Here is a 14,299-nt window from a genome sequence, read left to right as displayed (position 1 = left end):
GTCATAGCGTTCATCTTAGCGCCCTTGTACCGTTGTCGCTGGTTTGTGCTGTCAGGCTTGCCCGGAGGAAGCCGGACGGTCAATCAAGCTGTGTGTCTGATCCAATTTGTTCAAGGAATAGAATGAAATGACGTTGAAAACTGCGATCGTCCAGATTGGTAAGAAGTACAGGGTTTATACCGAGCATTACCTCAACGCCACCGCCGACAAGACCATTATTCTGGTCAACGGCTCGCTGGCAACGACCGCATCTTTTGCCCAAACGGTGCGCTACCTGCGGCCACGCTTCAATGTAGTCCTCTACGATCAGCCCTACGCCGGTCAATCGAAACAACACAACCAGCATGACCAACCGATCCGCAAGGAAGACGAAGCCGAAATATTGCTGGAGTTGATCGAGCACTTTCGGGCGCAGCATGTGCTGTCCTTTTCCTGGGGCGGCGCGGCGACTTTGCTGGCGCTGGCCCAGCACCCACAACGAATCGAAAAAGCGGTGATCAGTTCATTCGCGGCGCGAATCAATACGCCGATGCGCGATTATCTGGAGAGTGGCCGGCACTTCCTCCAGGCCTGTGATCGGCGCAATGTGGGGCGCTTGATCAACAGCACGATTGGCAAGCATCTGCCGTCGCTGTTCAAGCGTTTCAACGAACGCCATGTCAGCAGCCTTGACGAACATGAATACCGGCAGATGCATTTTCACGTCAACGAAGTGCTGACTCAGGACACTCATTGCTACGTTTCCTGTGCCGATGCCATCGAAGTTCCGCTGCTGTTTATCAACGGCGAACGGGATGAGTACACCTCGGTGGAAGACGCCCGTCTTTTCGCAACTCATTCCCGTCAGGCTCAGTTTCAGACCATCAAGAACGCCGGGCACTTCCTCGATATGGAACACCCGACGGCCTGGAATGACACCCAGCAGGCCTTGCTGGGCTTTCTACAACCGGTCGCCAAAATACCGAGCCAACCCCGTGACCTGACTTTCAGTAGCAAAGCGTCAGTGATTCCGCCCCTTCAGTCAGCTAACTGGGTGCGGCTTTAACTGGCGCAGCAACTCGATCTGATCCGCCGGGACCAAAGTACGCAAGGCTTTATACAGCGCGCGGGTTTCGAGCAGGTTCCAGACGCGCAGCATGGTTTCCAGGGCGTCCAGTGGCTTGCTGATGAAGTCTTTGGCGCCCAGGGCCAGCGCGCGCAGGCGGGTATCGCGGGTGGCGTCGGCGGTGAGCACGAGGATTGGCAGGTATTCGCCGGTCGGGATGCGCCGGTTGAGTTGTTCCAGTACGGCAAAGCCGTCGAACTCCGGCATGTGCAGGTCGAGAATTACCAGGTCAGGCTCGAAGCTGTTGAACAGGTCCAGGGTTCGCAGCGGCTGGGTACTGCTCAGTACATTGGTCAGCCCTTCGCGGACAAGCAACTGCTCCATCAAGTCGAGGTTGGGCCGCTGGTCGTCGATGATCAGAATGCGCAGGTCGGTGTTCACACAGGCTCCGGTAGATGCTGGTCAAGATGGGCGAGGAATGAAGGGATGTTAATCGGCTTGGTCAGCACCGCCGTCGCTCCCGCCTCCAGCAAGGCCAGATGCGTGAGGTCGCTGGCATCGGCGGTGATCATCAGCACGGGAATGGCACGGGTGACGGACGACTGACGCAAGCGTCGCAGCACATTGAAACCATCCAGATCCGGCAGCGCCACGTCGAGCAAAATCAGCTGCGGCGCATGTTGACGGGCCAGGTCCAGACCCATTTGCCCCTGCATGCTTGAAAGCAACTGGATGTGCGGCCGACGTTGCAGCAGGGTTTCGATCAGGGCCAGGCTCGAGAGATTGTCTTCGATGCACAGGACTTTGCCCTGGTAATCGGGAGCGGCGAGGGCGGCCGTGACCGCGGGGTGACTGATTCGTGCAACCGGTGGCTCGGTAATTGGCTGTAGGCGCACGAAAGGCAATTCCAGGGTGAAACTTGCGCCTTCGCCGGGCTGGCTTTTGACGGTCAGGCTGCCGTTCATCATTTCCAGCAGACTCTTGCTCAAGGCCAGGCCCAGGCCGGTGCCTTCCACGTTCGGATCAGTCTCCAGACGCTCGAACGGCTTGAACAGTTGCTCCAGTCGATCGGCCGCAATGCCCTTGCCGGTGTCGCAGACCGACACGGCAATTCGCTGTTGAATAACCCTGACGTCGATGTGCACCTGGCCCTGGGGCCGGTTGTATTTGATCGCGTTGGACAGCAGGTTGAGCAGCACCTGAACCAGACGTTGCCGATCGGCGACGATTCCGCTGTCGGCGGCCAGCATCGGTAACTCGACCAGTTGAATGCCGGCGTCGCAGGCCATGGGGGAAACCAGTGTCAAGGCTTCTTGCAGCACCACCGCCAAGGGCACGGCTTCAACATTCAGCGGCAGGCGCCCGGCTTCGATCTTGGCGATGTCCAACACCTCGTTGATCAGGGTCAGCAGGTGTTGTCCGGCCCGCAGGATATGACCGATCTGTGCCCGCTGCCCCTTGGGTGAGTCCATGTCCAACAGTTGTGCGAAGCCGAGAATGGAGTTGAGCGGGGTACGCAGTTCGTGGCTCATGCGCGACAGGAACTCGCTTTTGGCGCGGCTGGCGCGTTCGGCTTCTTCCCGTGCGGTGCTCAGTGCTATCTCGGCCACGCGGCGATCGGTGATGTCGCGGGTGATCTTGGAGAATCCGCGCAAGGCGCCACTGCTGTCGTATTGCGCGGTAATCACCACGCTGGCCCAGAAGCGGCTGCCATCCTTGCGGCAACGCCAGGCCTCTTCCATGTAATGACCGTCGCGAGTGGCCTCGCGCAGCGCCATGTCTGGATGCTGCGGGCATTCTTGCGACAGATAAAACACCGAAAAATGCTGGCCGACGATTTCCTGTTCGGTGTAGCCCTTGATCCGCTCGGCGCCCGCATTCCAACTGGTGACGAAGCCCTGTGTGTCGAGGGCGAAAATACCGTAGTCCTTCACCCCGTCGATGATCAGCCGCAGGCGCTCTTCGTTGTCGCGCAACGCCCGTTCACGTTCGGCCAGCAACAGCCCGGCTTCGACCAGGCGCGTGCCCAATTGACCAATCTCATCGTTCTCCGGCGGTTGCGGCAGTAACGGCTGACCGAGTGCCAGTCGTTGTGCGTTGCCCTGGACCTGTTTGACCCGGGCGACGATGCCCTTGGACAGGAACAGTACCGCCACAATGGCGCCAAACAACCCGCACGCCGCAGCCAGCAGGGTGGAGAACAACAACCGCTGTCGAGTGGAGGCAGCGGCCGCGGTGCGCTCGGCCAGCAACGTATCCTCGAGGGTGCGCATGGCGCTGATGCGTTCACGCAATTCGTCGAGGATGTGCTTGTTGTTGATCAGGATGGTGGTAATCGACTCGGGTGTGGCGCTGCGATCGTCGAGCAGTTCAACCAGACCCTCGACCTTGGTCTCGATCAACGGGGTGATCGCCTCCAGATGTTTGCGCACCCGCTCATCGCGAACGTTGCTGTCGAGCCGTCGCAGGGCTGATTCGATCAAGGGCTTGGCTTGCCGATAACCCGGCAGGAAATCCTCGCGGCGGGTCAGCAGATAGCCGCGCACGCTGGCGGCGGCCTCGGCGAGCAGGGTGTGCACGGCCTGAATGTCGCCTTGCACCAGCAGCACGCGGCGTACGTCCTCTTCCGCGCGCGCGGTCTGACGCTCGGTGATGTAGATCAGCACCAGCGAGAGCAACAGGATTACCAACGGCAGGGAAATCACCACGAGGGCTTTGCCGCGTAATGGCAGATCGGCCCAGCGTCGAGCATTTGAAACCTTCATGACTGGGTCACCAGCCCCAGGGCCATGCCACGAACGGCCGCCTGGGTTCGGTCGGCGGCGCCGAGTTTACCGATGACCCGTTCCACGTGGGCTTTGGCCGTGCCCGTGGTGATACCGAGCTCTTCGCCAATTTCACGATTGCTGAAGCCGCTGGCTACCAACCCGAGGACCTGGCGTTCGCGGGCGGTCAAGGTTTCGGCAGGCGCGGCGCCGCTGGCGTTGCGCTCGGTCATGCGCCGCAGCAGACGGGCGCTGACCGCGCTGTTGAGGGCTTCCTCGCCCGCGGCGACGCGTTGCAGGGCGTCAATCACTTCATTACGGCTGGCGTCTTTGAGCAGGTAACCCACGGCACCGGCATTCATCGCCGCTTCCAGGTGATCCGGGCTGTCGTCCATGGTGAAGATCACCACTTTCAGGGCCGGCAGGCGCTGCTGAAGAATCCGCGCCGCGCCCAACCCATTGAGCACGGGCATGCGAATGTCGAGGATGACGATGTCGGGCAGCAAGCGCTCACAAACGTCCACCGCTTCCTGACCATCGCGGGCCTGGCCGACCACTTCGAATTGCGGATGGCCCGCCAGCAGCGCGACGAAGCCGGTTCGGGTGACCTCATGATCGTCCGCCAAAACCAGACGTAAAACTTCAGTCATTGAGCTGTTCCATTGAGGTCGGAGGGTACGGTTGCACGCAGTTGCGTCCCGCCATGCACATGGCTGACGCAAGTGAAATCGCCGCCCAGCAGGCTTGCGCGTTCCTTCATCGCCGCGAGCCCCAGGTGCCGGGCGCCGCAGGTGTCGAGCCGTTGTTCCATGGCAAAACCTTTGCCGTTGTCGTCCAGCCGTAGCGAGGCCAGTCCTTCGTGCAGTTCCAGCGCAAGGACGACATGGCTGGCCTGCGCATGTTTGAGAATGTTGTTAATGCCTTCCTGGGCAATCCGGAACAGGGCGATCTCCACCTGGCTGGGCAAACGTGCTTCGCAACGCGTGCTCCAGTTCACTTTGATCCCGGCGTCACGCAGGCGATCCGCTTCTTTGTCGACCGCCTTCAGCAAGCCAAAGTCGTCGAGTACCGTCGGGCGCAGGCCGCTGATCAGTTGCCGGCCTTCACCGACACAGTGCTGGGCCAGTGCAAGAATCGTCTGTAAATCTGCGCTGAGTTCGTCGGGTAGTGGCGGGCAGCGGCCGGCAAAACCTTGCAGGCGCTGATGCAGCCCGGCGAGGGTTTGCGCCAGGCCGTCGTGCAAGTCGTAAGCCATGCGTTTGCGTTCGTCTTCCTGTGCCCTGAACAGCCTGTGGACCAGATCGGACATGGTGCGCTCGCGGGCCACCAGTGCATCCAGCAACCGCTGGTTTTCCAGATGCGCGGCCAGCAGGGTGGCGAGCAATTGCAGGGATTCGATGTCCTCGGTGTCCGGTGCACTGATGCTGACACTGTTGGCCAGCACCAACGCACCGAAGGCCGCGCCATCGCCGCCGCGCAAAGGCACCCGCAGCACATTGGGCAGAACCGCGCTCGGCTGTTCCTGCCATTGCGGGGAGCACATCGCCGTATCGGCGAGACGCTCGAGGCTGTGTAAACGATCACGGCTACCGTGACTGGCGGTGGTCTTGACCTGCGCATCCACGTCCCATTCCAGCAGTAACGCGTGGTCCATCGCGAGGAAGGCACAGGCCCGTTGCAACACCCGTTGACGCATGGCCTCTGGGGCCAGTTGCGTCAGTTCCTGGCCGGTATCCACCAGCAGCCGCAGCCGCGCCGCGCGACTTTGCGATTGCCGATACTGGGTGCGAATGGCCAGGGCGCTACCGGGGTCATGATCAGGGTTTTGCATGGGCGGATTCCGGCGGGCACGCCCGTTCGGGCTGGGGCGTCATTAAACCTTGTTGACGGGGCAGGGCGCTATCTGCCGAATGGCATAGGCAAATGACTCCGGTTGGCCGATGGCGGGCGACGTTCCGAGCGGCACAGTGTGGCCATCGACCACCATTGGAATAGCGCAATGAAATTCAAGACCTCAACCATCGCCCTGTTGTTCGCCCTGACCACCCCGTTGGCCCAGGCATTGGAGGCAGTGCCTTACGTCTACAGCAGCGTGGCCGAACAGCCCGGTAACGTGAAGGATCGTGAAATCGCCGCGCTGTTTGATCAATGGAATAGCGCATTGAAGAGCGGCAATGTTCAGAGCGTGGTCGACCTGTACGCGCCGAACGCCGTGCTGCAGCCGACGGTTTCCAACAAAGTGCGCACCACGCCGGCACAGATCAAGGACTACTTCGATCACTTCATGGCGCTCAAGCCGGTGGGCCAGATCAACTTCCGTGAGATCCGTCCATTGGGCGCCAATGTGGCGATGGACAGTGGCGTCTACACCTTTACCTTGACCGAGGCCGATGGCAAGACTCGTCAGGTGCAGGCGCGCTACACCTTCGTCTATGAACAAGTGGGCGGGCAGTGGAAGATTCTCAACCACCACTCTTCGGCGATGCCGCAAGCGCAGGTGCTGCACGCCGGGAAATAACTACGTCTTCGAGTAACCCGCTTTTCGTAGGAGCCAGGCTTGTCGGCGAAGGCGATCTGAAGGACGCCTTCGCCGGCAAGCCTGGCTCCTACATGTGCTCAGTTCAGCGCCAGGTCGTCCGCAGGTTGCTGTCCGCGGGCTTGGGCGGCGAGTTGCAACTGGCAGGCGATCAGGGTGTTTTTCAGCAGATAGGCAATGGTCATCGGCCCGACGCCACCCGGCACCGGGGTGATCGCCCGCGCGACGGTGCGGGCGCTGGCATAGTCAACATCGCCCACCAGACGATCGCCGGATTCGCTGGCGATGCGGTTGATGCCGACATCGATGACCACCGCACCGGGCTTGAGCCAACTGGCGTCGATCAACTCTGGCCGACCCACCGCCGCAACCACGATATCCGCCAGCCGGCACAACGCCGGGGCGTCGACGCTACGCGAATGCACCACGCTGACCGAACAATTGGCCTGCAACAACAAGGTCGCCATCGGTTTGCCGACAATGTTCGAACGGCCGATGACCACCGCGTGCAAGCCGCTCAAGTCATCACCGCAGGTCTCGTGCAGCAGGCGCATGCAGCCACTGGGCGTGCACGGAGTCAGGACCTCCATGCCTTGCACCAGCCCACCGACGTTTTCCCGATGAAAACCGTCGACGTCCTTGATCGGGTCGATGGCCTGAATCACCGCCTGTTCGTCGATAGCGGCGGGCAAGGGCAGTTGCACCAGGATGCCGGTCACCGAGGCATCGGCGTTGAGTTGCGCAATCAGTTCCAGTACCTGGGTCTGGCTGGCGGTTTCCGGCAGGCGGTATTCAAGGGAGCGGATACCGACTTCCTTGGCGCGCAGCAGTTTGTTGCGCACATAAACGTGGCTGGCCGGGTCGTCACCGACCAACAGGACCGCAAGGGCGGGATAGATTTGCTGGCCGGCCAGGGCCAGAACCTCCTCCCGGACCTCGTCGAGAACCTGGGCAGAAATGGCTTTGCCGTCGATATCGCGGGCCAGTGGTGGGGTACTGCTGATCAAATGCGTCACCGTCGTCTTGATTGAAAGGGGTGAAGTGATCATCAAGGCGTCTTCGCGCGCCGATGATCCATCAGAGACATGCAGGCAGGGACGCACAGGCTACCAGTTGAGGGCAGGCCAATACCACCGCAACACCGAAAGATAAGACCGGCAGGGGATCGTGGGCAATCTGTAGGAGCTGCCGAAGGCTGCGATCTTTTGATCTTGATCTTCGTTATCGATAAATGATCGCAGCCTTCGGCAGCGCCTACAGGGAGCGCATTTGATCCTCCTTGCGGGTCAAGATCAAACTCAACAGCACCGAAGTCAGAATGATCCCGCCGACAACGGCCAGCGACCATTCAACCGGCATGTGAAGCCACGGCATCAGCGTCATCTTGGTGCCGATGAACACCAGCACGATCGCCAAACCGTATTTGAGCAGGTGGAAGCGGTCAGCCATGTCGGCCAGCAAAAAGTACAGGGCGCGCAGGCCCATGATCGCGAAGATGTTCGAGGTGAACACAATGAACGGGTCGGTGGTAATGGCGAAGATTGCCGGGATGCTGTCGACCGCAAACATCAGATCGCTGGCCTCGATCAGCACCAGCACCAGAAACATTGGCGTCGCCCAGTGCCGACCCTCTTTCATCACAAAAAAGCGATCGCCACGAAACTCGTCGGTGACGCGCAGATGGCTGTGTATCCAGCGCAATAAGGGGTTTTTATTGAGGTCAGGCTGCTGGTGGGCGAATACCAGCATCTTGATCCCGGTGATGATCAGGAACACACCGAACGCATACAACAACCACGCGAACTGTGACACCAGCCACACACCGGCGAGAATCATCACCCCACGCATCACGATGGCCCCGAGCACACCGTACAACAACACTCGACGCTGTAACTCCGCAGGTACGGCGAAGTAGCTGAAAATCATCACGAAGACAAACATGTTGTCGATCGACAGCGACTGTTCGATCAAATAGCCCGTGAAGAATTCCAGGGTTTTACGTCGCGCAATCTCCGGCCCGAACTCGCCATTCAAGTACCACCAGAGCAATCCGGCGAAGATCAGCGTTAGCGCGCACCACGCAATCACCCAGGACGAGGCCTCGCGCACCGATACCCGATGCGCCTTGCGCCCGCCGAAAACAAACAGATCCAAAGCCAGCATGGCGATGACGAAGGCAATGAAGGTGACCCACATCCAGAGTTCACCGATGTTCAGGGGTTGCATGTCGTTCTCCCTGTCTGGACTTATTCTGGAGTCGACGGAGTCATGCTAACGGGGAGATTGCAGCGAAGAAAAATCGAATATTCCTTACCAATAATTCGTTATTTACGAAGTGTCGCAGATAATTCTCAGCGCGAGCCGAACACCACCGCAACAGTGGCGTTCAGACGGGCCGGGATTGAGTCTCTCAATGCATCTTGCTGTGATCCTGCATGCCGAGCGCCCGAGTCTCGGCGTCAACCTTGATCGTCTCTTTTTCGCCCTTGGCATTTTCCACGGTCAGGGTCAGAGGCACTTTGTCGCCTTCCTTAACCTGAGTCGTCAGGTCCATCAGCATGATGTGGTAGCCATGGGGATCAAAGCTCACCGGTTTGCCGGCCGGCAGCGCGACGGACTCGGCCTGGCTCATGCTCATCACATCGTCTTTCATGCTGGATTGGTGAATTTGCACGGTGTTGGCGACCGGCGACTGCACGCTGAGCAGTTTGCTGTCGCTGTCGGCCTGCAGGGTCATGAAGGCGCCGGTCGAATGCTGGCCGGCCACCGTCGCGCGAACCCAAGCGTCGTTCACCTGGGTTTGGGCGCACACCTGCCAGGCCATGCCGATCAGGAAAAGGCCCAGGGTCAGCTGTTTAATACGTGGTGCGTAGATCGAAGTCATCAGCAGACCTCCATGACGGTGAGCAGGTCTTCTGCACACTCTTGAGCGGTAAGGGACGCGGACAGTCCCAGGCGCAAAGTGCCTCGGGAGTCGAAAACGAAGCTGGTCGCGGTGTGGGAGAGGGTATAGGTCGAGCCGCTCGGGATCTTTTCAAAGAACACACCGAACTCCTTGGCGGTGGCGGCGGTTTCTTCCAGCGTACCGTACAGCGCCTCGAAACTTGGATCGAAGGCTTTGACGTAGGCGTCGAGCATTTGCGGCGTATCGCGTTCGGGGTCCAGGGTGATGAAGATCACTTGCAGGCGTTCGCCATCGCGGCCCATCAGTTTTTTCGCTTGTGCCGCACGGGCCAGCGTCGTCGGGCAGACCGCCGGACATTGGGTGAAACCGAAAAAAACCATCGGCATCAGGCCACGGTAGCTGCCCAGCATCCGGTACTCGCCTTGGGCGTCCTTGAGTTTGAAGGTACGCCCCATGATCTTGTCGCTGAGGTCCTTGCCGTACTTGAACGACAGCTTGCTGCTGTCATCGCAGCCGGCGAGCAGGCCAAGGCTCAACAGGCTCATGCCTTGCAGGACCGTGCGACGGGTATACAACGTACTCATGGAAAAAAGCATCCTGTGTAGCGACCGGGAATCTACAGTGGCTGATCAATCAGACGAAAAAAAGCGCACGGATGTTAACAAACTGTTGCGCTATGGCGCTCAATCGATGGCCCGCCGGTCATGCGCCAAAAGGTCGCGGCTTCGGGATACGCTACTGGGAACAAACACCGAGAAACCTGTGGCGAGGGAGCTTGCTCCCGCTGGGGCGCGCAGCGGCCCCAAAAAAGGATCACTGCACAACCCTGCGTCAGTAACTCACTCACCACAACAGCCCATGCCTACTCAGGCGTATTAATGTGATCCAGCACCCGGTTCGCCGTGATCTCCGCCACCATGATGCTGTTTGAAATGCCCAGCAGGGCGTGACGCGACTCACCCTCCAGATGATCCACCAACTGATGGACCATCACATCGACCGAGGCCAGTGTCTCGACCAAAAAAACCGCCAAGGTTTCGGTAGTCGCCTCTGGGGCCACGACAAACAGCTTGCTGGGTTTACGCGCGGTGGCTTTGATGTCGGCATTCGACGGGAAGTGGAAGTTCAGAGCCCGCTCGGCGGCCTCATTGAGCTTCTTTGAATCGGGCTCGTATGGAGACACCGAATCGATGTCCGGTGGGTTAGGCGTAACTTTGAACATAAGCTGGCTTCTCTGATTGGGTGCCACCCTCCTGCGACTAAACGAGAGGGAGGCAGCTGTGCGCAGGTTAGTCGACCGGGGAAGCTAGCAAAGCCGGCGCGCCCGAAGGCGCCCTGCGCACAACCACCATCAAGTGCAGGCATGGGAACGCCTGACTGACAAGAGCTTGTGCACCTTGCTTGTAACCCCGGGCGACTAAACCCGATCACTGATGGGCAGTGACGCGAATCAAGTTACCGAGCAACCCCAAGGCGCACAAGCCGGCGGATTCTGGCGTAAGCGTAGGCAACGGCGCAAGATCTTGTAGCTTTCAGGAAGTAACCTTGATGGCGCTTAAACAGGCTCCTTTAATCGATGTTGAATGATCTGGCGCGCACTTCCTACACGCGGTGAAAACCTCGAAAAAAACCGCTACATGCACTTTTATAAAGCGCGATGCCATAAAAACGTGCACCCGCCGCGAGCGGAGCACCGGGTTTTTCTCCTCTGCCAGTGGCCACATCCGCTGTTGCCAACGATCCACGCAACCCCTTCTGAAAGACCGTCCTCCCCCGCCAGAACACGCCTATCCCACGGTCGCCAAGCCTATTCGCCGATTGTAAGCCGTGAGGTTTTCAGCGCGAGTGAAGTATCAAGCGGCAGACTGGCACAAAGGCTGCATTGATCCCCTCAGGTCCATCGAAAACAGATGGGCAGCCCACTCGGTCAACGATGATCGAGCGGCCGAGCAGGTCGTGGGCAACATCGGTGGATCCGGCGAAGGCGCCAGGTCGAACACCGCGAAGAACAGGCAAAGACGCCTGAAACCGAGAGGTTTCAGGCGTTTTTTTTTGCTTTTTTAACCGTGATTGGCTTTGGCTGGGTGCTTACTATGAATTCCAATGTTGCCGCGTTGAACAAACTGCAAACACTGATCGTGATCGGCAATGGCATGGTCGGACATCATTGTGTCGAGCAGCTCATCGAGCGCGGCGCCCTTGACCACTATCGCCTGCATGTCTTCAGCGAAGAGCCGATGCGCGCCTACGACCGGGTGCATCTGTCCGAGTATTTCGGCGGTCGCGATGCCGAGTCGCTGGCCCTGGGCGAAGCCTCCCTGTACCAGACGCCGGGCGTCACTCTGCATTTGGGCGTGCCGGTGCTGGAAATCGATCGAGCGCGACGCCAGGTGATTACCGCACAAGGTTGCGTCGCGTACGACAAATTGGTTCTGGCCACCGGCTCTTATCCTTTCGTACCGCCTATTGAAGGTGCAGAAGGCGACTCGCGCCTGGTCTATCGCACCCTCGAAGACCTCGACGCGATTCGTGCCGCGGCGGCCAATGCCCGGCGCGGCGTAGTAGTCGGCGGTGGCCTGCTTGGCCTGGAAGCCGCCAACGCCCTGAAAAGCCTGGGCCTGGAAGCGCATGTGGTGGAATTTGCCCCGCGTCTGATGCCGGTGCAGCTGGACGAGCAGGGTGGCCTGGCGCTGAAGGCGCAGATCGAGCGGCTCGGTGTGGGTGTGCACTTGTCCCGTGGCACACAGTCGATCAGTGCCGGCGAGCAGTACCGCTACCGGATGAATTTTGCCAATGACGAATTTCTTGAAGCCGACCTGATCGTGTTCTCCGCCGGCATCCGCGCGCAAGACGCGCTGGCCCGCCAATGTGCGCTGGACATCGGTCCCCGTGGCGGCGTGGTGATTGATGACCAATGCCTGACCAGCGATCCGAACATCTACGCCATCGGCGAGTGTGCGGCCTGGAATGGCAGCCTCTTCGGTCTGGTCGCTCCCGGTTATCAAATGGCCCGTGGCGTCGCGACGCTGCTGTGCAATCAAGTGGCGGAGCCATTCCAGGGCGCCGACATGTCGACCAAGCTCAAACTGCTTGGCGTGGATGTCGGCTCCATCGGCGATGCCCATGCACAGACGCCGGGTGCGCGCAGCTACCAGTTCATCGATGAAGCGACAGCCAGCTACCGTCGCCTGGTGGTGGATGCTGACAGCAAGCGCGTGCTCGGCGCGGTGCTGGTCGGCGACAACAGCTATTACGACACCCTGCTGCAATACATGCAGAACGGCATTGCCTTGCCGTCGGAACCGGCCAGCCTGATTCTGCCATCGTCCACCGGCGCGCCAACCCTGGGCCCGGGCGCGCTGCCCGAGTCGGCGACCGTTTGCTCGTGCCATAACGTCACCAAGGGCTCGATCTGCTCGGCCATCGACGGTGGCTGCACCGACCTGGGCCTGCTCAAGTCGCAGACCAAGGCTTGCACCGGTTGCGGTGGTTGCGCGGGGCTGCTCAAGCAAGTATTCGAACATGAATTGATTGCCCGTGGCGTCAGTGTCGACAAGAGCCTGTGCGAACACTTCGCCTACACCCGTCAGGAGCTTTATGCGCTGGTGCGGGTAGAAGGGGTGATCACCTTCGAAGAACTGCTGGCCAAGCACGGTCGCGGCCACACCGGTTGCGACGTGTGCAAACCGGCAGTGGGCTCGATCCTCGCCTCGTGCTGGAACCAGCCGATCATGGACGCCTCGCTGGTGCCGTTGCAGGACACCAACGACACCTTCATGGCCAACATGCAGAAAAACGGCACTTATTCGGTGGTGCCGCGCATCGCCGGGGGCGAGATCACCGCCGACAAGCTGATCGCGATTGGCGTGGTGGCGAAGAAATACGACCTCTACACCAAAATCACCGGCGGCCAGCGGATCGACCTGTTCGGCGCGCAGTTGCATCAGTTGCCGGACATTTGGTCCGAGTTGATTGAGGCCGGTTTCGAAACCGGGCATGCCTACGGCAAATCGACCCGCACGGTGAAGTCTTGCGTCGGCAGCACCTGGTGCCGTTACGGCGTGCAGGACAGCGTGAAAATGGCGCTGACCCTCGAGGATCGCTACAAAGGCCTGCGCTCGCCGCACAAGCTCAAGTTCGCCGTCTCCGGCTGCACCCGTGAATGTGCCGAGGCGCAAAGCAAAGACGTGGGCGTGATCGCCACCGAAAACGGCTGGAACCTCTATGTGGCTGGTAACGGCGGTATGCGTCCGCGTCATGCCGAGCTGTTCGCCACTGACCTGGACGATGAAACCCTGATCCGTTACATCGACCGGTTCCTGATGTTCTACATCCGCACCGCCGATAAATTGCAGCGCACCTCGGTCTGGCGCGAAAGCCTGGAGGGCGGCCTGGATTACCTCAAGGACGTGGTCATCAACGACAGCCTGGGGCTCGGCGCAGAACTCGAATCGCAGATGCAACTGGTGGTCAACCGCTACGAATGCGAATGGGCCAACGCCCTCAAAGACCCGGAAAAACTCAAGCGCTTCCGCACCTTCGTCAACGATCAACGCCCGGACCCGGACATCCATTTTGTTCAGGAACGCGGTCAACGCCGGCCGATCATGGCCGCCGAACTCAACCTTATCCCTTTCACCGAGGAGAATGCCTGATGAGTCAGTCCAATACCCAGCGTGTCAACGCCCTTGCCACGGCGGCCAATGCTCAGGCGTGGCAGGCGGTGTGCAGCCAGCAGGATCTGGTCAGCAACTCCGGCGTCGTGGTCTGGCTCGACGGCGCGCAGGTGGCGCTGTTCTACCTGCCGCAGGCCGAAGGTCGCACCCTCTACGCCATCGACAACCATGATCCGCAATCCGGCGCGAACGTCATCGGCCGCGGACTGATCGGCAGCCTCAAGGGTGATCTGGTGGTGGCGTCGCCGATCTACAAGCAGCATTTCCGTCTCGAAGACGGCAGTTGCCTGGAGTACCCGGAGCAGCGCCTGCGGGTGTGGCCGGTGCGCCTGAACGCCGGAGTCGTGGAAGTCGCGGCGGCTTGATTGCTGC

Annotated in this window: 13 protein-coding genes; 4 read left to right on the top strand and 9 right to left on the bottom strand. The window is 60.1% G+C overall.

The window, feature by feature from the left end:
* Positions 1-127 precede the first annotated feature (127 nt).
* Positions 128-1,045 (top strand): alpha/beta fold hydrolase, encoded by a 918-nt coding sequence (locus ACZ89R_RS03135; RefSeq protein WP_192344582.1) that lies wholly within the window; start codon positions 128-130, stop codon positions 1,043-1,045.
* Here ACZ89R_RS03135 and ACZ89R_RS03130 read toward each other — a convergent pair.
* The 4 genes from ACZ89R_RS03130 to ACZ89R_RS03115 are packed head-to-tail and all read right to left on the bottom strand — an operon-like array spanning position 1,022 to position 5,641.
* The gene (locus ACZ89R_RS03130; protein ID WP_007901111.1) at positions 1,022-1,486 is read right to left on the bottom strand and encodes a response regulator; all 465 of its coding nucleotides are present in this window, start codon (positions 1,484-1,486) and stop codon (positions 1,022-1,024) included. The genes ACZ89R_RS03135 and ACZ89R_RS03130 overlap by 24 nt on opposite strands.
* The gene (locus tag ACZ89R_RS03125) at positions 1,483-3,810 is read right to left on the bottom strand and encodes an ATP-binding protein (protein ID WP_429546748.1); all 2,328 of its coding nucleotides are present in this window, start codon (positions 3,808-3,810) and stop codon (positions 1,483-1,485) included. The genes ACZ89R_RS03130 and ACZ89R_RS03125 overlap by 4 nt, the downstream gene beginning before the upstream one ends.
* The gene (locus ACZ89R_RS03120; protein WP_192344584.1) at positions 3,807-4,460 is read right to left on the bottom strand and encodes a response regulator; all 654 of its coding nucleotides are present in this window, start codon (positions 4,458-4,460) and stop codon (positions 3,807-3,809) included. Before ACZ89R_RS03120 ends, ACZ89R_RS03125 begins: the two co-directional genes overlap by 4 nt.
* Positions 4,457-5,641, bottom strand: a complete 1,185-nt coding sequence (locus ACZ89R_RS03115) for a sensor histidine kinase (protein WP_429546749.1) — start codon at positions 5,639-5,641, stop codon at positions 4,457-4,459. The genes ACZ89R_RS03120 and ACZ89R_RS03115 overlap by 4 nt, the downstream gene beginning before the upstream one ends.
* 168 nt (positions 5,642-5,809) lie before the next feature.
* On the opposite strand from ACZ89R_RS03115, the gene ACZ89R_RS03110 reads away from it, so the two are divergent.
* Entirely contained in the window at positions 5,810-6,328 is a 519-nt protein-coding gene (locus ACZ89R_RS03110) for an SgcJ/EcaC family oxidoreductase (RefSeq protein ID WP_192344586.1), read from the top strand.
* Positions 6,329-6,426: 98 nt separating this feature from the next.
* Here ACZ89R_RS03110 and ACZ89R_RS03105 read toward each other — a convergent pair whose 3' ends face one another.
* The 5 genes from ACZ89R_RS03105 to ACZ89R_RS03085 all read right to left on the bottom strand — a co-directional run bounded on the left by ACZ89R_RS03105 (position 6,427) and on the right by ACZ89R_RS03085 (position 10,473).
* A complete protein-coding gene (locus ACZ89R_RS03105; protein WP_256348544.1) occupies positions 6,427-7,395 on the bottom strand; it encodes a bifunctional 5,10-methylenetetrahydrofolate dehydrogenase/5,10-methenyltetrahydrofolate cyclohydrolase in 969 nt (322 codons plus the stop codon).
* A 205-nt stretch (positions 7,396-7,600) separates the two neighbouring features.
* A complete protein-coding gene (locus ACZ89R_RS03100; RefSeq protein ID WP_429546750.1) occupies positions 7,601-8,572 on the bottom strand; it encodes a TerC family protein in 972 nt (323 codons plus the stop codon).
* Positions 8,573-8,756: 184 nt separating this feature from the next.
* Positions 8,757-9,230: a copper chaperone PCu(A)C gene (locus ACZ89R_RS03095; protein WP_429546751.1), complete on the bottom strand. Its 474-nt coding sequence runs from the start codon at positions 9,228-9,230 to the stop codon at positions 8,757-8,759.
* A complete protein-coding gene (locus ACZ89R_RS03090; protein WP_007901123.1) occupies positions 9,230-9,835 on the bottom strand; it encodes an SCO family protein in 606 nt (201 codons plus the stop codon). Before ACZ89R_RS03090 ends, ACZ89R_RS03095 begins: the two co-directional genes overlap by 1 nt.
* A gap of 278 nt (positions 9,836-10,113) precedes the next feature.
* Positions 10,114-10,473 (bottom strand): DUF6124 family protein, encoded by a 360-nt coding sequence (locus ACZ89R_RS03085; protein WP_429546752.1) that lies wholly within the window; start codon positions 10,471-10,473, stop codon positions 10,114-10,116.
* A gap of 871 nt (positions 10,474-11,344) precedes the next feature.
* Here ACZ89R_RS03085 and nirB point away from each other — a divergent pair.
* Both nirB and nirD read left to right on the top strand, forming a co-directional pair.
* Positions 11,345-13,906, top strand: coding sequence for a nitrite reductase large subunit NirB (gene nirB / locus ACZ89R_RS03080; protein ID WP_429546753.1), 2,562 nt, complete (start codon positions 11,345-11,347; stop codon positions 13,904-13,906).
* Entirely contained in the window at positions 13,906-14,292 is a 387-nt protein-coding gene (gene nirD, locus ACZ89R_RS03075; protein WP_123358847.1) for a nitrite reductase small subunit NirD, read from the top strand. Before nirB ends, nirD begins: the two co-directional genes overlap by 1 nt.
* Positions 14,293-14,299 lie beyond the last annotated feature (7 nt).

Source organism: Pseudomonas sp. TE3728 (assembly GCF_056279145.1).
The sequence above is the reverse complement of the archived record's forward strand: the minus strand, read 5'-3'. Positions and strand labels throughout refer to the sequence as shown.

Excerpts from the sequence above, each read along its gene's own strand:
- ACZ89R_RS03135 (WP_192344582.1), top strand. The coding sequence starts at position 128 with ATGACGTTGAAAACTGCGATCGTCCAGATTGGTAAGAAGTACAGGGTT.
- ACZ89R_RS03125 (WP_429546748.1), bottom strand. The coding sequence starts at position 3,810 with ATGAAGGTTTCAAATGCTCGACGCTGGGCCGATCTGCCATTACGCGGC.
- ACZ89R_RS03120 (WP_192344584.1), bottom strand. The coding sequence starts at position 4,460 with ATGACTGAAGTTTTACGTCTGGTTTTGGCGGACGATCATGAGGTCACC.
- ACZ89R_RS03115 (WP_429546749.1), bottom strand. The coding sequence starts at position 5,641 with ATGCAAAACCCTGATCATGACCCCGGTAGCGCCCTGGCCATTCGCACC.
- ACZ89R_RS03110 (WP_192344586.1), top strand. The coding sequence starts at position 5,810 with ATGAAATTCAAGACCTCAACCATCGCCCTGTTGTTCGCCCTGACCACC.
- ACZ89R_RS03105 (WP_256348544.1), bottom strand. The coding sequence starts at position 7,395 with ATGATCACTTCACCCCTTTCAATCAAGACGACGGTGACGCATTTGATC.
- ACZ89R_RS03100 (WP_429546750.1), bottom strand. The coding sequence starts at position 8,572 with ATGCAACCCCTGAACATCGGTGAACTCTGGATGTGGGTCACCTTCATT.
- ACZ89R_RS03095 (WP_429546751.1), bottom strand. The coding sequence starts at position 9,230 with ATGACTTCGATCTACGCACCACGTATTAAACAGCTGACCCTGGGCCTT.
- ACZ89R_RS03090 (WP_007901123.1), bottom strand. The coding sequence starts at position 9,835 with ATGAGTACGTTGTATACCCGTCGCACGGTCCTGCAAGGCATGAGCCTG.
- ACZ89R_RS03085 (WP_429546752.1), bottom strand. The coding sequence starts at position 10,473 with ATGTTCAAAGTTACGCCTAACCCACCGGACATCGATTCGGTGTCTCCA.
- nirB (WP_429546753.1), top strand. The coding sequence starts at position 11,345 with ATGAATTCCAATGTTGCCGCGTTGAACAAACTGCAAACACTGATCGTG.
- nirD (WP_123358847.1), top strand. The coding sequence starts at position 13,906 with ATGAGTCAGTCCAATACCCAGCGTGTCAACGCCCTTGCCACGGCGGCC.